Here is a 19,664-nt window from a genome sequence, read left to right on the forward strand (position 1 = left end):
GTCTCAGCCGCGCTCGGGGCCCGGCGCGGCGACGGCCTCGTCCGGCAGCGGTTCCAGCGGCCGGCTGCGCGCCCAGTGCGGCCCGAGGTCGTCCAGCCGCCAGCCGAAGGGGTACGAACGCGGCCGCGGCCGGGCCGGGAAGCGCCGGGGCCTGGCCGGCATCCCGCGCACGCACCGCGCCCGCAGCCGCAGCGCCGCCGACGCCGAGGTCCGCGCCCACCGGGGCTGCGGCCGGAAGCCCAGCGCCCTCAGCAGCGGCTCGTCGAGCACCGCCAGCGCGAACCGGGCGACGAACGGCCGCAACGGGCGCGGGTACCAGCTCGCCATCGTCCGGAACGTGGCACTGGCCACCCGCCGGTTCGCCGGGTCGTACGCGAACATCCGCTCCTCGTACGCGTCGAGCAGCCGCTCGAACCCCTCGTACGTGTCGGGCACGTCCTCGATGCCCATCATCGCCCCGGTCTTCCGCGCCGCCTCCGCGAGCGCCCGCACCTCCTGCGCGCACAGCGGGCGCCAGCCGTACCGGTCTATCCAGCGCTTCGGCCCCACGACCGTCGTCGCCAGGACGTACCGGAAGTCGTCGTTCTCGATGCGGTACTTGCCGTGGATGCGGTTCAGATGCCGGGCCGCCGCCCGCCCCCGCTCCGAGTCGAAGCCGTCGACCGCCATCTCGTACCCGATCAGCACCGTGTCGTCGTACCGCTTCTGCCCGTGGCGCTCGAACTCCTGGGTGCGGTCGAGGAGCACGGAGATCCGGGGGACACCGTAATCACGCAGGAACGCCACGCTCACGCCCTGCCGGTAGTCCCACGGGAACTCGTACTGGGAGATCAGCCGAAGGATCTCGGCGTAGTCCCGCGCCGGATCCATCCGGCGGATCTCACGCAGGCGGCTGTACCGGCCCATGGTGCGCCCTCCTGTCCGTGGCCCGGCTTCCACGCGCCCGTCGCGGAACGAGGTGACGGCACGTCTGTTCCGGAGAGTCAAAGTTACAAATACTATCGACTTGTTTCATCGACGCCGTCAACACCACCGCCGGGAGCACCGCATGAGCAACAGGAACGACCCCGCGCCGCCCCCGCCCGGCGGTGTGCTCTGGAGCCTGTCGGGCGATGTGCGGGCCCTGCTGATGCTCCCCGCCGCCCTCACCCTCCAGGTCGCCCACCCCGCCGTCGGCGCCGGCGTGGACGAGCACTCGGTGTTCCGTACGGACCCCTGGGGACGCGGCGAACGCTCCCTCAGCTCGCTCCAGCTCTGGGTGTACGGAGGCGAGGAGGCCGCCGAGGAGGGGCGCAGGCTCCGCCGCCTGCACCGCACCATCCAGGGCACCGACACCCGGGGCCGCCCCTACCACGCCCTGACCCCGGCCAACTACGCCTGGGTGCACGCCACCGGCTACCCCGTCTACATGCACGGCGCCCGCTATCTGCTGCGCCCGCTCAGCCGCGCGCAGGAGCACGCCCTGTACGCGGAATGGCTCCAGGTGGGCCGGGTGCTCGGCATCCAGGACCGGGACATGCCGCAGACGATCGAGGAGTTCTGGCCGTACTTCCGCGCCATGCTGGCCGACGAGATCGAGAAGACCCCCGTCGTCGCGGAGCTCGTCGCCACCGACACCGCCGTCCCGCCGCCGGACCGGGGGCCGTGGGCGCTGCGGCTGCTGCTCAGGGCAGTGTGGCCGGTGCTGCTCCCGCCGCTCGCCCGGTTCCGCTCGTTCCTCACCGTCGGGCTCATGCCGCCCGACGCCCGCGAGGCCATCGGGCTGGAGTGGACCGAGGCGCAGGAGCGCGCCCTGCGGCGGTTCTGCACGGTGGTCCGGCTGGTCGTCCCGGTCCTGCCGGAGCGCCTGCGCTACCTGCCCCGGGCCCGCCGGGCGCGGGCGGCGCACCGGGCGACGCGCACGGGAGGGCTCAGGCCGAGGCGCGGCGGACCAGGCGCGTCGGCGTGATCACCGACTCCGGCCCGGCGCCGCCGTCCTCCAGTCTCTCCATCAGCAGCCGGACCATCAACCGGCCCATGCCCACCACGTCCTGACGTATCGTCGTCAACGGCGGGTCCGTCGCCTCGGCCACCGACTCCATGTCGTCGAAGCCGACCAGCGCCACGTCCTGCGGCACCCGCCGCCCCCGCTCCCGCAGCACCCGCAGCGCGCCCGACGCCATCAGGTCGTTCGCCGCGAACACCGCGTCCACGTCCGGCCGCCGCTCCAGCAGCCCGGCCATGGCCCGGGCGCCGCCCTCCACGGTGAAGTCGCCCTCCGCGAACAGCGCCGGGTCGGCGTCCGGCAGGATGTCCGCGTAGCCGTCGATCCGGTCCAGCGCCGAGGTCTGGTCGCGCGGGCCCGCGATGTGCGCGATGTTCCGGCGGCCCAGCCCGGCCAGATGCCGTACGGCCTCCCGGGCGCCGCCCCGGTTGTCGCAGTCCACGAAGGGCACCGCGTCGGTCGGCGCACCCGGCCGCCCGGGCCTGCCGCCGTAGACCACCGGAACGCGGAAACGCCGTATGGCGGCGGGGAGTTCGTCGTCGGTGTGCAGCGAGAAGGCCAGCACCCCGTCCACATGGCCGCCGCCCAGATAGCGGCTGACCCGGTCGAAGTCGCCCCGGCCCTCCACCAGGAGCAGCACCAACTGGGCGTCGTGCGCGTTCAGTTCGCGGCTGATGCCCCGGATGTGCTGGGAGAAGAACGGGTCGGAGAAGATCCGCACCTCGGGCTCGTCGATGATCACCGCCACCGCCCCGTTGCGCCGGGTCACCAGGGTGCGCGCCGCGTGATTGGGGACGTAGCCCAGCTCGTCGACCGCCTTGCGCACCTGGTCCACGAGCGGCTGCCGGACGCCCGCGCCCCCGTTCACCACCCGGGAGGCCGTCGCCCGGGAGACTCCGGCACGGGCCGCCACCGCTTCCAGCGTGGGACGGGCGTGGAGCGGGGCATCGGGGGACGGACCGGGCAAGGGACGCTCCTCTGTGGCACATCGGGTCCGGCCGGTCGGCCGGCCCCGCCAGCCTAGTCCCGGCCCGGGCGGGCCGGGACCGGGCCCAACGGGCCGGAGCCTCCTGCCCGTTTCCGGAATTCCCCCGTGCGCGGGGCTACCGCCCGGGACGGCGCCGCTGTACTTTCCGGCCATGCCGATCGCGCCGACGGCCGGGGGACGGCGGCTGCCCCGGCGCGGCCGTGCCCGCGATCTCGCCCTGGCGGTCGTCTCCGCCGCACTGACCGTCCCCCTGCTCAGCGTCCCCTCCGACGCCGCCCGCACCGCCGCGCCCCGGACCGGCTTCGAGGTCTCCGGGGGAGCGCGCTGGACCCGGCAGTCCGAGGAGGCGTCCCTGCTCGCGGGCCTCGCCCGGCGCGGCGACCGGGTCTCCGTGCGGCGGATCGGGACCACGGCCCAGGGCCGCCCGCTGCGCCTCGTGCGGATCGGCAGCACCGAGCCGGACGCGCTCACCGTGCTCCTGGTCTGCGGCCAGCACGGCGACGAACCCGCCGCGCGCGAGGCGTGCCTGAGCACGGTCCGGGACCTCGCGTACGCCACCGACGCCCGCACCCGCGCCCTGCTCGCCCGGACCGAGGTCCTGGTCGTGCCCACCGCCAACCCCGACGGCCTGGCCGCGGGGACCCGGACCAACGGCGACGGCGTGGACATCAACCGCGACCACCTCGCCCTGCGCAGCCCGGAGGCCCGTGCCGTCGCCGCCGTACTGCGCGACCACGAGCCCGATGTGATCGAGGACTTGCACGAGTACCCCGCGACCGCGCCGTACTACGACAAGGACCTCCTCGTCCTGTGGCCCCGCAACCCCAACACCGACCCACGGCTGCACGACGAGGCGCGGGCCCTGGCCCTGGACCGGGTGCGGCCCGCCGCCGGGAAGGCCGGGTTCGGCACCGGCCTGTACGGCGTCTGGACCGACCCGGCCACCGGCCACCCGGTCAAGCGGACCGCCGGCGACGGCCAGGAGCGCATCCTGCGCAACATCGCCGGCCTCACGCACGCGGTCGGACTCTTGGCCGAATCCCGTACGGACGCGCTCTCCGCCGAGGAGCGCGCCGACCCCGCCCTCAACGCCCGCCGCCGCGTGACCTCCCAACTCGTCGTCCTCAAGGCGCTCTTCCGGTACGCGGACGAGCAGCGGGCGGGCATCGCCGCGGCCACCGCCGCCTCCCGCGCGGCCGGGGCCGACGACCGGGGGCCCGTCTTCCTCGGGGGCTCGGACGACGAGGCTCCGGCGCGGGGTGACACCCTCGCCGACCCGCCCTGCGGCTACCGCCTCACGCGGGAGCAGTTCGCCCGCGTCGGGGACGAACTCGCGCTGCACGCCGTCACCTCCCGCCCCGACGGAGACGGGGTCTACGTACCCCTGCGGCAGCCGGCCCGGAAGCTGATCCCGCTCCTGCTGGACGTACGGGCCGCATATCACCTCACAAACGGTCAACCCGATACCGCTTGTTGATCCCGAAAGATTGACGTTTGGTGTGGTACTGCCTACGGAGAGCTATTTGTCAGCTTCCGTGAAAGGTGCCATTCGTGTCGCAGGACGATCAGAAAGCGGACGGCAGAGGGGACGTGTCGGTGACGGCGGACCTCCCCGGCGACCCGTCCCAGAACCGGCGCCCCGTCACCGACCGGGTGGTGTTCGGCGTCACGGCCGGCCTCACCCTCGCCTTCGTCATCTGGGGGGCCACCGCCACCGACTCGCTGGAGGACGTCTCCGACAAGGCCCTCAACGGCCTCATCCACAACGGCGGTTGGGCGTTCATGCTGGCCGCCTCCGGCTTCGTGGTCTTCGCCCTGTGGCTCGCGATCAGCCGGTACGGAAACATCACGCTCGGCCAGGAGGACGAGGAGCCGGAGTTCCGCACGGTCTCCTGGGTCGCGATGATGTTCAGCGCCGGTATGGGCATCGGTCTGATGTTCTACGGGGTCAGCGAGCCGCTCGCCCACTTCACCGACCCGCCGCCCGGCACCCACCCCGCCGACGCGGCCGAGGCGATGCAGACGGCGATGGCCACCACCCTGTTCCACTGGACGCTGCACCCGTGGGCGATCTACGCGGTGGTCGGCCTCGGCATCGCATACAGCACGTTCCGGCGGCGCAGGCGGCAGACCATCAGCGCCGTCTTCGAGCCGCTGATCGGCCCCCGCCACGCCCATGGCGGCCTCGGCCGGTTCATCGACATCCTGGCCATCTTCGCGACCCTCTTCGGCTCGGCCGCCTCGCTGGGCCTCGGCGCCCTCCAGATCGGCAGCGGCTTCCACGAGCTGAACTGGAAGGAGAAGACGGGCACCGGCCTGCTCGTCCTGATCATCGCCGTGCTGACCGTGGCGTTCATCGCCTCGGCGGTCTCCGGGGTGGAGAAGGGCATCCAGTGGCTGTCCAACATCAACATGGTGCTCGCCCTGATCCTGGCCGTGTTCGTCTTCATCGCGGGCCCCACGATCATCGTGCTCGACCTCATTCCCACCTCGATCGCCTCCTACTTCGGCGACCTCCCGCAGCTCGCCGGCCGCACCGAGGCCACCGGAGCGGGCAAGGTCGCGGACTGGCTCGGCAGCTGGACCGTCTTCTACTGGGCCTGGTGGATCTCCTGGACGCCCTTCGTCGGCATGTTCATCGCCCGCATCAGTAAGGGCCGCACCATCCGCCAGTTCATCGGCGGCGTCATCCTGGTGCCCAGCACCGTCAGCCTGATCTGGTTCGCCATCTTCGGCGGCACCGCGATCAAGCTCCAGGAGGGCGGCAAGCTGAGCGGCGCCGAGACGCAGGAGGCGCAGCTCTTCGGGGTACTCCAGCAGTTCCCCGTCGCCACGCTGATGAGCATCCTGGTGATGATCCTCGTCGGCATCTTCTTCGTCTCGGGCGCCGACGCCGCGTCCATCGTGATGGGCACCCTGTCCCAGAAGGGCATCCTGGAGCCCGCCAAGTGGGTCGTCATCTTCTGGGGCGTCGTCACCGGCGCGGTCGCCGCGATCATGCTGCTCATCGGCAACGGCAAGGGCGACGCCCTGGCGGGCCTCCAGAACCTCACCATCCTGGTCGCGGCACCCTTCACCATCGTCATGATCTGCATGTGCGTGGCTCTGATGCGCGACCTGCGCCAGGACCCCCTGATCGTGCGCCGCGAGTTCGGCGTGGAGGCCGTGGAGTCGGCGGTCATCGAGGGCCACGCCAAGTACGACGGCGACTTCGAGATCCGCATCGGCCCGGGCGGCAGCCAGATCACAACAGAGCGCCACGACGGCGACAAGCCGGGGGGCTCCAGCCCGGCGTAGGGGGCGGGCTGGGCCCGCGGGGGCGGGCGGGCCTCGGCCCGGGTCGGCCCACTCCGCCGTCTCGGACCACGCTGTCCCGGCACGGCGGGGTCAGGGGGCCTGGCAGGCCCCCGGTGCGGCGGGCGCCCCGTGGCGCCGGCTTTGCCGGCTCCTCACCGCACCAGCCGCGCCGCCTCCCGCGCGCAGCCCAGGGCCACCGTCACGCCCGCGCCCCCGTGTCCGTAGTTGTGCACCAGCCGGGCGCCCCCGGGCAGGTCCTCCGCCTCGATGCGGACCCCCGCGTCGCGGGCCGGGCGGAGGCCCACGCGGTGGCCGATGATCTTCGCGTCGGCGATCTCCGGGCGGACCAGGGCACACCGCGCCACGATCTCCTCGGCCGTGCGGGGATCGGGCGACGCGGTCCAGTCGTCGGCCACCGCCGTGCCGCCGAGCACCAGGCGGCCGGGCTGCGGGAAGAAGTAGGTGGTCGCGCTCGACGCCGGGTCGGCCTCGGTGAACCACTCCCGTATCCCCGGGTTCTCCACCAGCACCAACTGCCCGCGCACCGGTCGCATCCCGGCGTCCGGGACCAAGTCGCGGGCGCCCAGACCGGTGCAGTTGACCACCGTCCCCGCCTCCGCGGCGGCCTCGGCGAACGAGGTGACCGTGCGGCGCTCGACCGTGCCCCCGGCCGCCCGCACCCGGTCCTCCAGCCACGCCAGGTGCGCCGGCATGTCGATCAGCGGCAGCCGGCACCGCAGACCCTCGGTCGTCTCCACGGCGTCCTTCAGCTCCCCGGCCCACGCCCCGAGGTTCGCCAGGCGCTCGCCCCCGTGGAGCCCGTCCACCAGACGTACGCCGGTCTCCTCCGGGCGTACGGCCAGCTCCTCGTACCACCGCAGCGCGGCCAGCGACCAGTCGCCGACGCGGTCCAGCGGCTCGATCCGGTAGGGCCACCACAGGGCGCCCGCCACGGCCGACGTCGTGTCGCCGGCCGGCTCCCGCGACCACACCCGCACCCGGTCGCCCCGCTCGGCCAGCACCTTCGCCGTGGTCAGTCCGCTGACCCCGCCGCCCACCACGATCACGTCCGCCACCACTGCCGCCTTCCGGTCCGCACACCTGGGCGCCCGCCCGGCCGCCCCCGGCACATTAGGATCTGCACCCTGATGACTGCCACCCTCGTCGCCAAGGATCTCGCCGCCGGACACGGCGACCGCACGCTGTTCGCCGGGCTCGACCTCGTGGTCGCCCCCGGTGACGTGATCGGTCTCGTCGGAGTCAACGGCGCCGGAAAATCGTCCCTGCTCCGGCTGCTCGCCGGCCTCGACCGGCCGGAGGAGGGCGAGCTGCGGCTCTCCCCGCCCACCGCCACCGTCGGCCATCTGCCCCAGGAGCCCGAGCGGCGCCCCGGCGAGACCGTACGGGAGTTCCTGGCCCGCCGGACCGGCGTCGCCGAGGCCCAGACCACCATGGACGCCGCCACGGAGGCCCTGGTCGAGGGCGCCCCCGGCGCGGACGACGCGTACTCCGAGTCCCTGGAGCGCTGGCTGTCCCTCGGCGGCGCGGACCTGGACGAGCGCGCCGAGGAGACCGCCGCCGAACTCGGCCTCACCGTCGGCCTCGACCTGCCGATGACCGCGCTCTCCGGCGGCCAGGCGGCCCGCGCCGGACTCGCCTCGCTCCTGCTGTCGCGCTACGACGTCTTCCTGCTGGACGAGCCCACCAACGACCTGGACCTGGACGGCCTGGAACGCCTGGAGAAGTACGTCTCCGGACTCCGCTCCGGCACCGTCGTCATCAGCCACGACCGCGAGTTCCTGATGCGGACGGTCACCAAGGTCCTCGAACTCGACCTGGCCCAGCAGCAGATCAACCTGTACGGCGGTGGCTACGCGGCCTACCTGGAGGAGCGCGAGCGCGCCCGGCGGCACGCCCGCGAGGAGTTCGAGGAGTACGCCGACAAGCGCTCCTCGCTGGAGAGCCGCGCCCTGATGCAGCGCTCCTGGATGGACAAGGGCGTGAAGAACGCCCGCCGCAAGGCCACCGACTCCGACAAGATCGGCCGCAAGTTCCGCAGCGAGTCCAGCGAGAAGCAGGCCGCGAAGGCCCGGCAGACGCAGCGCATGATCGAACGCCTCGACGTGGTGGAGGAGCCGCGCAAGGAGTGGGAGCTGCGCATGGAGATCGCCTCCGCGCCCCGCTCCGGCTCGGTCGTCGCCACCCTCCGCGAGGCCCGCGTCGTACGCGGCGACTTCGTCTTCGGCCCCGCCTCGCTCCAGATCGACTGGGCGGACCGGGTCGCCATCACGGGCGCCAACGGCTCCGGCAAGTCGACCCTGCTGGCCGCGCTGCTCGGCCGCCTCCCGCTGGACTCGGGGAACGCGCACCTGGGCTCCGGCGTGGTGGTCGGCGAGGTGGACCAGGCGCGCAAGCTCTTCCACGGCTCGGAGACGCTCCTGGAGGCGTTCTGCGCGGCGGTCCCGGAGACGGAGCCCGCCGACGTACGCACGCTGCTCGCCAAGTTCGGACTGCGCGCCGACCACGTGATGCGCCCGGCGACGACCCTGTCACCGGGGGAGCGCACCCGGGCGGCGCTCGCCCTGCTCCAGGGCCGGGGCGTCAACCTCCTGGTACTGGACGAGCCCACGAACCACCTGGACCTGCCCGCGATCGAGCAGCTGGAGTCCGCGCTCGACTCGTACACCGGCACCCTGCTCCTGGTCACGCACGACCGCCGGATGCTGGAAGCGGTCCGCACGACGCGCCGGATCGAGGTGGCGGAGGGCCGCGTGACGGAGGCCTGAGCCCATCTGGCATACCAAATGGCGCACGCAGATCGCTGAAACCTGAATAACCACTGATCCATCCCCGCGACCGTAGCACTTGGCATACCAAGTGCTACGGTCGCCTGGTGACGACTCAAGCGGGCGACCCCGCCGCCTCACACGCCGACCACGCCGAGCGGGCGATCCGCGCCGGCATCCTGTCCGGCGCGCACCCACCCGGTTCACGGCTGCGCGAACGCGAGCTCTCCGAGAGCCTGGGCGTCTCCCGCATCCCGGTCCGCGAGGCGCTCACCCGCCTGACCGGCGAGGGCCTGGTCGTCCTGTCCCCGCGCAGGGGCGCCTCCGTGCGCGACCTCTCGCTGCGGGACGTCGCCGAACTCTTCGACCTCCGCCTCAGCCTGGAGGTCTTCGCCGCCCGCAGGGCCGCCGAGGCATGCGCGGCCGGGGGAGACGGGGAGCCGTTGCGGGCCGCGATGGAGGTGGCGGAGGCCGCCACCGCGCGGGGCGACGCGGCGGAGATCCCGGCGGCCAACACCGCCCTGCACGCGGAGATCGTCGCGATGACCGGCAACCGCCTGCTCCGGGACGCTCTGCAGCCCTCCCTCGGCCTGGTGCAGTGGCTGTTCAGCCTCACCGGGGGCCGCGACCCGCGCGTCCAGTGCGCCGAGCACCGGGACATCTGCGCCGCGATCCACGCGGGCAAGCCGGACCTGGCCGCGGCACTCGCGTACGCGCACATCGAACGGGGCAGGGAGCCGTCCCTGACCGCCCTGGCCGGGACGCTTCCGGCCGAGTGACCCCGTAGCACCCACACACCCACACAGGAGATGCGCCACATGCTGATCAGCGACGTCCGTCCGTGGGGCGGAGAGCCCAGCGACCTCACCGTCGAGGACGGGGTGATCACCGCGATCACCCCGCACGACCCGGCCCGCCCCGCCACGGAGGACACGGTGGCCGGCCGGGGACGGCTCGCCCTGCCGTCGTTCTCGGACGTCCACTGCCACCTGGACTCCACGCGGATGGGCCTGCCCTTCCGTCCGCACACGGGCGCCCCCGGCGTCTGGGGCATGATGCTGAACGACCGCGAGCACTGGCGCGAGGACGAGTGGGACGTCGCCCGCCGGGCCACGTACACGCTGGGCCGGATGATCGAGCGCGGCACCACCCGCGTACGGAGTTACGCGCAGATCGACGCGGACTGCGGCCTGGAGCGGTTCGAGGGCGTCCTCGCGGCGAAGGAGGCACACGCCGGGCGGTGCGAGGTCGAGATCATGGCGTTCCCGCAGGCGGGCCTGCTCCGCGAGAAGGGCGTGCCGGAACTGATGGACCGGGCCCTGTCCTCCGGCGCCGCCGTGGTCGGCGGCATCGACCCGTGCACCCTGGACCGCGACCCCGTACGCCACCTGGACATCGTCTTCGGCCTCGCGGAGCGCCACCACGCCCCGGTCGACATTCACCTCCACGAGCCGGGCGCCCTCGGGGTGTTCAGCGTCGACCTGATCCTGGAGCGGGTGCGCGCCCTGGACATGGCCGGCCGGGTGACCCTCTCGCACGCCTACGACCTGGGCTCGGTCAACGAGGCGACGACGCGCCGCCTGATCGAGGAGTTCGCCGAACTGGACATCGCGATGGCGACGGTGGCCCCCGCCCGCCACCACTCCCTGCCCCTCGCCGAACTGACCGCCGCGGGCGTCCGGGTGGGCCTGGGCGAGGACGGCCAGCGCGACTTCTGGTCCCCGTACGGCAACGGCGACATGCTGGACCGCACCTGGCAGTTGGCCTTCACGAACGGCTACCGCGCGGACGACCTGATCGAACACGCGGTAGCCGTGGCCACGATGGGCGGCGCGTCCATCCTCCGGGAAGGACCGCCCCGCCTGACGTCGACCACGGACCGCCCGGGCGTCACGGTGGGGGCGAGGGCGGACCTGCTCCTGCTGGAGGGGGAGACGGTGACGTCTGCGGTCATGGACCGCAGCGAGGACCGCACGGTGCTCCACGAGGGCCGCGTGGTCGCGGACGCTCTGGCGATCACCCCCGCTGTCTGACGCAGCCCCTGCCGCCCCCCCCCCCCCCCCCCCCTACTCGCCCTTCAACAACCCCGCCCGCCGCAACGCATCGGCCATCGCCCCACTCGCCGGAGCCGCCGCAGGCGCGGACCGCCCCCCACCGCCACCGCCACGGGACTGGCGGCCGCCACCCCCGCCCCCCTGCCGGGGCCGCGGCGGCCGCCCGCCCCGCTCACCCCCGGACGAAGCCCCACGGCCACCGGCCGCCTGCTCGTCGTCCAACCGCAAGGTCAAGGAGATCCGCTTCCGCGGAATGTCGACCTCCATCACCTTCACGCGCACCACATCCCCCGGCTTCACCACATCCCGGGGATCCTTCACGAACGTCCGCGACATCGCCGACACGTGCACCAGCCCGTCCTGGTGCACCCCGATGTCCACGAACGCCCCGAACGCGGCGACGTTCGTCACGACGCCCTCCAGCACCATCCCGGCCTCCAGGTCGCCGATCTTCTCGACGCCCTCCTTGAAGGTGGCGGTCTTGAAGGCGGGACGCGGGTCGCGCCCCGGCTTCTCCAGCTCCTTCAGGATGTCGCTCACGGTCGGCAGCCCGAACTTCTCGGACACGAAGTCGTCGGCCCGCAACGACCGCAGGACACCCGTGTTGCCGATCAGCGCGGCCACGTCCCCGCCGGTCTTCTTCACCATGGCGCGCACCACCGGGTACGCCTCCGGGTGCACGCTCGACGCGTCGAGCGGGTCGTCGCCGCGGATGCGGAGGAAGCCCGCGCACTGCTCGTACGCCTTCGGACCCAGCCGGGCCACGTCCTTGAGGCTCCGGCGGGACCGGAACGGCCCGTTGGCGTCGCGGTGCGCCACGATGTTCTCGGCGAGCCCGGTGCCGATGCCGGAGACCCGGGAGAGCAGCGGCGCGGACGCGGTGTTGACGTCGACGCCGACCCCGTTCACGCAGTCCTCCACGACCGCGTCCAGCGACCGCGAGAGCTTCACCTCGGACAGGTCGTGCTGGTACTGCCCCACGCCGATCGACTTCGGGTCGATCTTCACCAGCTCGGCCAGCGGGTCCTGGAGCCGGCGCGCGATCGACACGGCACCGCGCAACGACACGTCCATGTCGGGGAGTTCCTGCGAGGCGAACGCCGAGGCGGAGTACACGGAGGCGCCCGCCTCCGAGACCATCACCTTGGTCAGCTTCAGCTCCGGGTGCTTCGCGCACAGCTCACCGGCGAGCTTGTCCGTCTCGCGCGACGCCGTGCCGTTGCCGATGGCGATCAGGTCGACGTGGTGCTCGCGCGCCAGCCGCTCCAGGGTCGCCAGCGACTGGTCCCACTTGTTGGCCGGGACGTGCGGGTGGATGACGTCGGTCGCGACGACCTTGCCGGTCGCGTCCACGACGGCGACCTTCACCCCGGTACGGAAACCGGGGTCGAGCCCCAGCGTGGCCCGCGTCCCGGCCGGCGCGGCGAGCAGCAGATCACGCAGGTTCGACGCGAAGACGCGCACCGCCTCGTCCTCGGCCGCCGTACGCAGCCGCAGCCGCAGGTCGATGCCGAGGTGCACCAGGATCCGGGTCCGCCAGGCCCACCGCACGGTGTCGGCCAGCCACTTGTCGCCGGGGCGCCCCCGGTCGCCCACGCCGAAGCGCCGGGCGACCATGTTCTCGTACGAGGACGGGCCGGGCGCCTCCGAGGGCTCCTCCGGCTCCAGGACCAGGTCGAGCACGTCCTCCTTCTCGCCCCGGAGCATCGCGAGGACCCGGTGTGAGGGCAGCGCGGTGAACGGCTCGGCGAAGTCGAAGTAGTCCGCGAACTTGGCGCCCGCCTCCTCCTTGCCGTCCCGCACCCGGGCCACCAGCCGCCCGCGCGTCCACATGCGCTCGCGAAGCTCGCCGATGAGGTCGGCGTCCTCCGAGAAGCGCTCCGTGAGGATGGCGCGGGCGCCCTCCAGAGCCGCCGCCGGGTCCGCGACGCCCTTGTCCGCGTCCACGAACGCCGCCGCGGCGGCGAGCGGTTCGACCGAGGGGTCGTCCAGCAGGCCGGAGGCGAGCGGTTCGAGGCCGGCCTCCCGGGCGATCTGCGCCTTCGTCCGCCGCTTCGGCTTGAACGGGAGGTAGATGTCCTCCAGTCGCGCCTTCGTGTCGGCGGCCCGGATGCGCGCCTCCAGCGCCTCGTCCAGCTTGCCCTGCTCCCGTACGGATTCGAGGACCGCCGTCCGGCGCTCCTCCAGCTCCCGCAGATACCGCAGCCGTTCCTCGAGCGTGCGCAGCTGCGCGTCGTCGAGCATCTCGGTCGCTTCCTTGCGGTAGCGCGCGATGAACGGCACGGTGGACCCGCCGTCGAGCAGCTCGACGGCCGCCTTCACCTGTCGCTCGCGTACGCCGAGCTCCTCGGCGATCCTGCCTTCGATGGACGTCGTCACGGTTCTACCGACTCGCCTTCTCCTGCTGGCTGTGCTGGTCGGGCCCCGGACCGTCACGGGGACGGTCCCGGAGCCACACGCCCTGCATTGTGCCGGGTGGCCGGGCGCCGTGTCGCCCGGCCACCCCAGGGAGAGGCCGTGGTTTACGTTCAGCCCGTGGCGCTCGCCGGGAAGGCGCCCGCCGCCGCGGCCGTGGCGAGGAAGCCGCGCCCCAGCTCGGTCAGCCGGGCCACCCCCGGCCCGCCCAGGTGCTCGTACGGGCCCAGGTCCATCCGGTCCGTGGCCTCCTCCACCTCCGTACGCAGCGCGGCGCCCTCCTCGGTCAGCTCGCCCTCCGCCGTGAGCAGCCCACGCCCGCGCAGCCGCTCCGACGCGTCCTCCCAGTCGGCGCGCCGCCAGCCCCGGCTGGCCAGGATCCAGCGGATCGCCATGCCCTTGCCCGTCGCGGTGTGGCTGACCAGCGCTTCGAGCGGGTCGAGCTCCGCGGTGAGGAGCGCGGCGAGGTGGGCGTCGCCCCGGTGCTCGCGGAGCAGCGTCGCCGCGTGCCAGTACGCCAGGTGCGGTTCGTCCGGCACCGGCAGACCGGCGTGCGCGGCGTACAGCGGACGGGCGTGCCGGGTGCAGCCCTCCGTGGCGCGCAGGGCGAGCCGCGCCGCCTCGGCCATCTCCGGCGAGGCGATGATCTCCTCGCCGAGCAGCCGGCGCAGCGTCGCGTCGGCGGCGCGCAGCCGCGCGTCCAGGACCTTCGCGGGCGAGGCGATGTCCCATATCGCGGGCACGTGCTGCGCCACGAGCGCGTGGTTGAAGTTGTAGAAGGTCGCGGTCACCGTGTCCGCCCCGACCGCGCCCATGGCGGCGGCGCGGGTGGCGAAGTAGGCGGCGGAGGGATCCTCGATCCCGATCCCGCCGAGCTCCTTGCCGAGGTCGGGGGAGAAGTAGAGCGAGGAGTGCAGCGGGTTGAGGGCGTTGTGGCAGCGCCGGCCGGCACGAGGCGGGAGAGTACTCATACCCGCACGTTACCGACTGGTCGGTACGGGGAGGAACCCCCGGGCCCACGTGAGCTGTGCCGCAACGGGCGATGGCAGGAAAGGTGGGGAACCCGTCATTGCGGCCATTCCGGCGGCCGCCCAGGATGGCGGACATGAAGCAGCGATCCGTGCTCGTCGTCCTCTTCGACGGCATCCAGAGCCTCGACGTCACCGGCCCCATGGAGGTCTTCGCCGGGGCGTCCCGCTTCCCCGACGTCTCGTACGAGCTGCGCACCGCCTCGCTGGACGGCGCCCCGGTCCGCACCTCCTGCGGCCTCACCCTGGTCCCCGACGGCGGCCTCGCCGACGCGCCGGTGCCCCACACCCTCCTCGTCCCCGGCGGCCGGGGCACCCGCGACCCCGACCCCGCGCTCGTCCACTGGCTCCGCGCGCACGGGCCGCTGCCGGAGCGGCTGGTCGCGGTGTGCAGCGGGGCGCTGCTGCTCGCGGCGGCCGGACAGCTGGACGGCCACCGGGCGACGACACACTGGAACGTGTGCGAGAAGCTGGCCCGCGAACACCCCGCCGTCGAGGTCGACCCCGAGCCGATCTTCGTACGCGACGGCCGGATCGCCACCTCCGCCGGGGTCACCGCCGGCATCGACCTCGCGCTGGCCCTGGTCGAGGAGGACCACGGACGGGACGTCGCCCTCACGGTCGCCCGGCACCTGGTCGTCTTCCTGCGCAGGCCGGGCAGCCAGTCCCAGTTCAGCGCACAGCTCAGCGCCCAGACGGCGCGCCGTGAACCGCTGCGCGAGGTGCAGCACTGGATCACCGAGCACCCGGGCGCCGACCTCTCCGTCGAGGCCCTGGCCGCCCGCGCCCGCCTCTCGCCCCGCCACTTCGCCCGCGCCTTCCAGGCGGAGACGGGCACCACACCCGGCCGGTACGTCGACCAGGTCCGCCTCGAACACGCCCGCCGGCTCCTGGAGGACACCACCGACGGGGTCGCCCAGGTCGCCCGAGACTGCGGCTACGGCACCCCGGAGGCGATGCGCCGGGCCTTCGTCAAGGCGCTCGGCGCGGGCCCGGCCGAATACCGCCGCCGCTTCGGCCCCCACACCGTCGACCACTCCTGACCCACTCGACAGACGGGAAAACCATGCAGATCGCCATCGCCCTCTTCGACCGCTTCACCGCCCTGGACGCCGTCGGCCCGTACGAGATCCTGTCCCGCGCCCCCGGCGCCGAGCCGGTCTTCGTCGCCGAACGGGCGGGCTCGGTACGCAACGACAGCGGCAGCCTCGACCTGGTCGCCCACCGCACCTTCGACGAGGTCCCCGCACCCGACCTGGTGATCGTCCCCGGCGGCCCCGGACAGCACCACCAGATGGAGAACGAGAATCTGCTCGGGTGGCTGCGCCGCGCGGACGAGGCCACCACCTGGACGACCTCCGTCTGCACCGGATCGCTGCTGCTGGCGGCGGCCGGGCTCCTGAAGGGGCGCCGCGCCACCTCGCACTGGCTCGCCCTGGACACCCTGAAGGACCACGGCGCCGAGCCCACCGGCGAGCGCGTCGTTCTCGACGGCAAGTACGTCACCGCCGCCGGTGTCTCGGCCGGGATCGACATGGGCCTCACCCTGCTCGGCCGCATCGCCGGCGACCGGACTGCCCAGGCCGTACAGCTGCTCACCGAGTACGACCCCCGGCCGCCCTACGACGCCGGGTCGCCGGACAAGGCACCGGCCGACCTGGTCGAGGAGTGGCGGGGCCGCAGCCGCTTCATCCTTCAGTAGGCGCCCAGGTGAAGCGGGGCGCGCGGCGCTCCAGGAAGGCGGCGACCCCCTCCGCGGTGTCGCCGCTGCCCCGCGCCTGCGCGGCCCAGTGCGCGTCCCGGTCGTCGCGCCCGGCCGCGAACTCCTTGGCGGCGGCCTGGGTCAGCCGGGACCGGGACACCAGGGTGCGCACGTAGGCGGCGACCCGCTCGTCCAGCCCGTCGGCCGGCAGCACCTCGTCCACCAGGCCCGTCCGCAGCGCCCGCTCCGTATCGATCAGCTCACCGGAGAACAGCAGGTGCTTGGCCGTCGCCGGACCCGTGAGGGCGACGAGGCGGCGGGTGGACGACGCGGGGTAGACGATGCCCAGCTTGGCCGGGGTGACCCCGAAGAGGGCGCCCTCGGCCGCGAAGCGCAGATCGCAGGCGGCGGCGAGCTGGCTCCCGCCGCCCACGCAGTACCCGCGCACCGCCGCGAGGGTCGGCAGCGGGAACGCGGCCAGCGCCTCCTCGGCCGCCACGGCCAGGCTCTGCGGATCGCTCCCGGGATCCCGCAGCGAGGAGATGTCGGCGCCCGCGCAGAAGGTGTCGCCCGCGCCGGTCAGGACCAGGGCGCCCACGGAAGGATCGGCGGCCAGCTTCCCGAGCAGGACCGGCAGTGCCTCCCACATGGCGGCCGTCATCGCGTTGCGCTTGGCGGGGTTGCTGATGACGACGGTGGCGACGCCATCCGCGACGGTGTGCTCCAGCCGGGGTTCCGTACGGTCCATGGCCGGATGCTATCCGTGGTGTTCGAACCTACGATCAAGAAGGGGTCGCGAAACAGGCACGCACCCGAGGAGCCCCACGTGGACGGTCCCGAACGCGAAGGCAGGAAGCTCCACCGCAGCTTCGGCGGTCTGGCCCTGCTCGGCATCCTGCTCGTCATCGCCGGCCTGGTCGGCCTCGTCTACACCGGCGTCGCGACGCTCACCTCGATGATCCTGTTCGGCTGGCTGCTCCTCGTCGGCGGCCTCGTCGGCCTGGTGCACGCCGTCCAGTCGCGCGGCACCAACTACTTCTGGCTGGGCGTGGTGGTCGCCGCGCTGAACATCGCCGCCGGAGTCGTCGTCATCCGCCACCCGCACGGCACCGCCGAGGCGCTGACCATGTTCGCCGCGCTGCTCTTCCTGACCGGCGGGGTCTTCCGGCTCGTCGGCAGCGTCGTGGTGCGCGGCCCGCAGTTCGGCTGGACGCTGCTCCAGGGCACCTTCGGGCTGCTCCTCGGCCTGCTCGTCCTCTTCGACTGGCCGCACAGCAGCCTCTACGTACTCGGCTGCTTCTTCTCGCTGGCCCTGCTCTTCGACGGGCTCGGGCTCATCGCCATCGGGATCGGCGGGCGGCGCATCGTCTCGATGGTCTCCGAGCAGATGGCGTCGGGAGAAGACAAGGGGGACAAGGGAGAAGGAACGGACCCGCTCACCCAGGACAGTCAGAAGCGGTCCGAAAACTGACGCTCTCGCGCGAATGAAGTCGAGTCCGGTCAATAGGAGTCGACTTCTGTTCAATAGTACGGACCGGAGCAACCCCGCCCGCCACCCTGTACTCGACGTGAAGTCACTACGAGTGGAGAGCGGGTACCGGACTATGGAGAGCCGCGGGAGTACCCCCGCCCGGCCCGTGCCGTACGAAGGGGTCTGGCGCTTCACCGCCCCGGCCTCGGACGTCTCCGTACCCCAGGCCCGGCACGCCGTACGCGATCTGCTGAAGCGCCAGAACGTGCCGATCGAGGACGACATCGCCCAGGGCCTGCTGCTCATCGTCTCCGAGCTGGTCACCAACGCCGTCAAGCACGCCGCGCTGCTCTCGCCCGAGCTCGCCGTGGAGGTGGCCGTGGGCGAGGACTGGGTCAGGGTGTCCGTCGAGGACAACCACCCGTACCGCCCGACGGCCCTGGAGACCGACTACGCGCAGACCGGCGGCCGGGGCCTGCTGCTGGTCCGCGAGATCACCCGGGAAGCGGGCGGCACCTGCGACGTCGAGCACACCGCGGGCGGCGGCAAGGTCATCTGGGCGGCCCTGCCGCTGAGCACCGCCCTCTGACCCCTCCGCCGCCGCACCGGACCTACCAGCCGGCGCCGTCCCCGGTCAGCTCGCGGATCGCCGGCCGGGCGGCGTCCAGCACGGTCATGAACCACGCGGAGAACGGCTCACGGGCATGCCGCTCGGCCAGCTCCGCCGCCGTCACGAAGGCCGTCCCGCCGACCTCCTCCGGATCGGGCCGCAGCCGCTCCTGCGCGAGGCCCACGAAGAGGTGGTTGAACTCCTGCTCCACCAGGCCCGACGCCGGGTCCGGGTGGTTGTAGCGGACGGTGCCCGCCGCGGCCAGCAGCGAGGGCGAGATCCCCAGCTCCTCGTACGTACGCCGGGCGGCGGCGGCGAAGGGCGCCTCACCCGGGTAGGGGTGGCCGCAGCACGTGTTGGACCAGACACCGGGGGAGTGGTACTTGCCCAGGGCGCGCTGCTGGAGCAGCAGCCGGCCCTGCTCGTCGAAGAGGAACACGGAGAACGCGCGGTGCAGCTGGCCGGGCGCCTGATGGGCGGCGAGCTTCTCCGCCGTACCGATGGTGGTGCCGCTCTCATCGACCAGTTCGAGCATGATCGCTTCCGCTGTGCCGTTCGACGAGGTGTTCGCCGCGGTGACTGGTGTGGTCGGCATACCCATCCTTCGCTGTGGTCCCGGCCCCGTGCAGCCGGTCCCGTCGAGTCTGCTCAAGTCTGCCGTACAAAAGCGGCTTGTCCGTACTTAGGGTCCTGGCATGTCCGCCCCGCCCCGGCCGGTTTCTCAGACCCCGAAGGCGGGCGGATACTCAATCGTGCCCCTCGGGACCGGCGCGGAATCATCGAGCACCAGCGCCATCATGGCCTCGTCCGGAACCTCGAAGGACGGCCGGATTCCGTACCGCGAGGCCGGTACGAAACCGAACCGCGGGTAGTACTCCGGGTGCCCGAGGACCAGGACCAGCCGCTCGGAGTACCACCGCGCCGCCTCCAGCACCGCTCGCACCACGGCCGTGCCGGCGCCCCGGCGCTGGTGCTCCGGCGCGGTGGCGACCGGAGCCAGGGCCAGGGCGGGCACGCCGTCGACCCAGCAACGGCTCAGCAGGGCGTACGCGGCGATCGAGCCGTCGGGCGCCTCGGCGACGTACGAGAGGCCGGGCAGCCAGGCCAGCGAATCCTTGCGCAGCGTGTCCACGAGCGCGGCTTCCGCCTCCGTCGGGAACGCGGCGGCGTTCACGGCGTGAACGGCGGCGATGTCGTCCCGCATCTCGGGGCGGGCGGGCCAGGTCATGTCGGTCAACGTGGGGACCCTCGGGTGGGCGGGCACCGGCCGGCGGGCCGGTTCGTACACGTCCGGGAAACCCTACACCTCGGGCTGTACGCGTCCGGGGC

Annotated in this window: 18 protein-coding genes; 10 read left to right on the forward strand and 8 right to left on the reverse strand. The window is 73.1% G+C overall.

The genetic code is table 11. The annotated features are described in order from the left end of the window. Positions 1 to 3: 3 nt before the first annotated feature. Positions 4 to 906, reverse strand: a complete 903-nt coding sequence (locus tag AMK18_RS04440) for an oxygenase MpaB family protein (protein ID WP_073861710.1) — start codon at positions 904 to 906, stop codon at positions 4 to 6. A 142-nt stretch (positions 907 to 1,048) separates the two neighbouring features. Here AMK18_RS04440 and AMK18_RS04445 point away from each other — a divergent pair, with 142 nt between their 5' ends. After that, positions 1,049 to 1,948 carry an oxygenase MpaB family protein gene (locus AMK18_RS04445; RefSeq protein WP_073861711.1) on the forward strand — a complete coding sequence of 300 codons (900 nt, stop codon included), beginning with the start codon at positions 1,049 to 1,051 and terminating at the stop codon, positions 1,946 to 1,948. Here AMK18_RS04445 and AMK18_RS04450 read toward each other — a convergent pair. Beyond that, entirely contained in the window at positions 1,911 to 2,951 is a 1,041-nt protein-coding gene (locus AMK18_RS04450; RefSeq protein WP_018100172.1) for a LacI family DNA-binding transcriptional regulator, read from the reverse strand. The two genes, AMK18_RS04445 and AMK18_RS04450, sit on opposite strands and share 38 nt — an antisense overlap. Before the next feature lie 172 nt (positions 2,952 to 3,123). Between AMK18_RS04450 and AMK18_RS04455 the strand changes: the two genes are divergently transcribed. Together AMK18_RS04455 and AMK18_RS04460 are read left to right on the forward strand one after the other, a co-directional pair. Continuing rightward, positions 3,124 to 4,449 carry a M14 family metallopeptidase gene (locus tag AMK18_RS04455; RefSeq protein ID WP_073861712.1) on the forward strand — a complete coding sequence of 442 codons (1,326 nt, stop codon included), beginning with the start codon at positions 3,124 to 3,126 and terminating at the stop codon, positions 4,447 to 4,449. 74 nt (positions 4,450 to 4,523) lie between these two features. Then, on the forward strand, positions 4,524 to 6,269 hold the full coding sequence (locus AMK18_RS04460) for a BCCT family transporter (RefSeq protein ID WP_073861713.1): 1,746 nt from the start codon (positions 4,524 to 4,526) through the stop codon (positions 6,267 to 6,269). A gap of 152 nt (positions 6,270 to 6,421) precedes the next feature. Here AMK18_RS04460 and AMK18_RS04465 read toward each other — a convergent pair whose 3' ends face one another. Then, positions 6,422 to 7,345, reverse strand: coding sequence for an FAD-dependent oxidoreductase (locus AMK18_RS04465; protein WP_198956937.1), 924 nt, complete (start codon positions 7,343 to 7,345; stop codon positions 6,422 to 6,424). A gap of 72 nt (positions 7,346 to 7,417) precedes the next feature. Between AMK18_RS04465 and AMK18_RS04470 the strand changes: the two genes are divergently transcribed. The 3 genes from AMK18_RS04470 to AMK18_RS04480 all read left to right on the forward strand — a co-directional run bounded on the left by AMK18_RS04470 (position 7,418) and on the right by AMK18_RS04480 (position 11,088). Continuing rightward, positions 7,418 to 9,055 (forward strand): ABC-F family ATP-binding cassette domain-containing protein, encoded by a 1,638-nt coding sequence (locus AMK18_RS04470; protein ID WP_073861715.1) that lies wholly within the window; start codon positions 7,418 to 7,420, stop codon positions 9,053 to 9,055. A 104-nt stretch (positions 9,056 to 9,159) separates the two neighbouring features. Continuing rightward, entirely contained in the window at positions 9,160 to 9,834 is a 675-nt protein-coding gene (locus AMK18_RS04475; RefSeq protein ID WP_443333216.1) for a GntR family transcriptional regulator, read from the forward strand. Positions 9,835 to 9,873: 39 nt separating this feature from the next. After that, a complete protein-coding gene (locus tag AMK18_RS04480; protein ID WP_018100166.1) occupies positions 9,874 to 11,088 on the forward strand; it encodes an amidohydrolase in 1,215 nt (404 codons plus the stop codon). Between the two features lie 33 nt (positions 11,089 to 11,121). Here the strand turns inward: AMK18_RS04480 and AMK18_RS04485 are convergent, their stop codons facing one another. Next, complete coding sequence (locus AMK18_RS04485) at positions 11,122 to 13,488, reverse strand: Tex family protein (RefSeq protein ID WP_018100165.1); 2,367 nt, start codon at positions 13,486 to 13,488, stop codon at positions 11,122 to 11,124. A 149-nt stretch (positions 13,489 to 13,637) separates the two neighbouring features. Continuing rightward, positions 13,638 to 14,495, reverse strand: coding sequence for an SCO6745 family protein (locus tag AMK18_RS04490; RefSeq protein WP_018100164.1), 858 nt, complete (start codon positions 14,493 to 14,495; stop codon positions 13,638 to 13,640). A 134-nt stretch (positions 14,496 to 14,629) separates the two neighbouring features. Here AMK18_RS04490 and AMK18_RS04495 point away from each other — a divergent pair, with 134 nt between their 5' ends. Continuing rightward, positions 14,630 to 15,595, forward strand: a complete 966-nt coding sequence (locus tag AMK18_RS04495) for a GlxA family transcriptional regulator (protein WP_073861717.1) — start codon at positions 14,630 to 14,632, stop codon at positions 15,593 to 15,595. 23 nt (positions 15,596 to 15,618) lie between these two features. Continuing rightward, on the forward strand, positions 15,619 to 16,254 hold the full coding sequence (locus AMK18_RS04500; RefSeq protein WP_073861718.1) for a DJ-1/PfpI family protein: 636 nt from the start codon (positions 15,619 to 15,621) through the stop codon (positions 16,252 to 16,254). On the opposite strand, the gene AMK18_RS04505 is transcribed toward AMK18_RS04500, so the two are convergent. After that, positions 16,241 to 17,002 carry an enoyl-CoA hydratase/isomerase family protein gene (locus AMK18_RS04505; RefSeq protein ID WP_073861719.1) on the reverse strand — a complete coding sequence of 254 codons (762 nt, stop codon included), beginning with the start codon at positions 17,000 to 17,002 and terminating at the stop codon, positions 16,241 to 16,243. The two genes, AMK18_RS04500 and AMK18_RS04505, sit on opposite strands and share 14 nt — an antisense overlap. A 78-nt stretch (positions 17,003 to 17,080) precedes the next feature. Between AMK18_RS04505 and AMK18_RS04510 the strand changes: the two genes are divergently transcribed. Together AMK18_RS04510 and AMK18_RS04515 are read left to right on the forward strand one after the other, a co-directional pair. Then, positions 17,081 to 17,725 carry an HdeD family acid-resistance protein gene (locus tag AMK18_RS04510; protein WP_073861720.1) on the forward strand — a complete coding sequence of 215 codons (645 nt, stop codon included), beginning with the start codon at positions 17,081 to 17,083 and terminating at the stop codon, positions 17,723 to 17,725. Between the two features lie 133 nt (positions 17,726 to 17,858). Then, entirely contained in the window at positions 17,859 to 18,314 is a 456-nt protein-coding gene (locus AMK18_RS04515) for an ATP-binding protein (protein WP_026171141.1), read from the forward strand. A gap of 22 nt (positions 18,315 to 18,336) precedes the next feature. Here the strand turns inward: AMK18_RS04515 and idi are convergent, their stop codons facing one another. Then, positions 18,337 to 18,930 carry an isopentenyl-diphosphate Delta-isomerase gene (idi, locus tag AMK18_RS04520; RefSeq protein WP_018100158.1) on the reverse strand — a complete coding sequence of 198 codons (594 nt, stop codon included), beginning with the start codon at positions 18,928 to 18,930 and terminating at the stop codon, positions 18,337 to 18,339. Positions 18,931 to 19,056: 126 nt separating this feature from the next. Next, entirely contained in the window at positions 19,057 to 19,563 is a 507-nt protein-coding gene (locus AMK18_RS04525; protein WP_202532880.1) for a GNAT family N-acetyltransferase, read from the reverse strand. Positions 19,564 to 19,664 lie beyond the last annotated feature (101 nt).

The sequence above is a fragment of the Streptomyces sp. CB01249 genome, assembly GCF_001905735.1.
In the GTDB taxonomy this organism is placed as follows: Bacteria; Actinomycetota; Actinomycetes; order Streptomycetales; family Streptomycetaceae; genus Streptomyces.

What these genes read in the sequence shown, in the direction of transcription:
- AMK18_RS04440 (WP_073861710.1), bottom strand. Translation starts at nt 906, where the DNA reads ATGGGCCGGTACAGCCGCCTGCGTGAGATCCGCCGGATGGATCCGGCG.
- AMK18_RS04445 (WP_073861711.1), top strand. Translation starts at nt 1,049, where the DNA reads ATGAGCAACAGGAACGACCCCGCGCCGCCCCCGCCCGGCGGTGTGCTC.
- AMK18_RS04455 (WP_073861712.1), top strand. Translation starts at nt 3,124, where the DNA reads ATGCCGATCGCGCCGACGGCCGGGGGACGGCGGCTGCCCCGGCGCGGC.
- AMK18_RS04470 (WP_073861715.1), top strand. Translation starts at nt 7,418, where the DNA reads ATGACTGCCACCCTCGTCGCCAAGGATCTCGCCGCCGGACACGGCGAC.
- AMK18_RS04480 (WP_018100166.1), top strand. Translation starts at nt 9,874, where the DNA reads ATGCTGATCAGCGACGTCCGTCCGTGGGGCGGAGAGCCCAGCGACCTC.
- AMK18_RS04490 (WP_018100164.1), bottom strand. Translation starts at nt 14,495, where the DNA reads ATGAGTACTCTCCCGCCTCGTGCCGGCCGGCGCTGCCACAACGCCCTC.
- AMK18_RS04495 (WP_073861717.1), top strand. Translation starts at nt 14,630, where the DNA reads ATGAAGCAGCGATCCGTGCTCGTCGTCCTCTTCGACGGCATCCAGAGC.
- AMK18_RS04500 (WP_073861718.1), top strand. Translation starts at nt 15,619, where the DNA reads ATGCAGATCGCCATCGCCCTCTTCGACCGCTTCACCGCCCTGGACGCC.
- AMK18_RS04505 (WP_073861719.1), bottom strand. Translation starts at nt 17,002, where the DNA reads ATGGACCGTACGGAACCCCGGCTGGAGCACACCGTCGCGGATGGCGTC.
- AMK18_RS04515 (WP_026171141.1), top strand. Translation starts at nt 17,859, where the DNA reads ATGGAGAGCCGCGGGAGTACCCCCGCCCGGCCCGTGCCGTACGAAGGG.
- idi (WP_018100158.1), bottom strand. Translation starts at nt 18,930, where the DNA reads ATGCCGACCACACCAGTCACCGCGGCGAACACCTCGTCGAACGGCACA.
- AMK18_RS04525 (WP_202532880.1), bottom strand. Translation starts at nt 19,563, where the DNA reads ATGACCTGGCCCGCCCGCCCCGAGATGCGGGACGACATCGCCGCCGTT.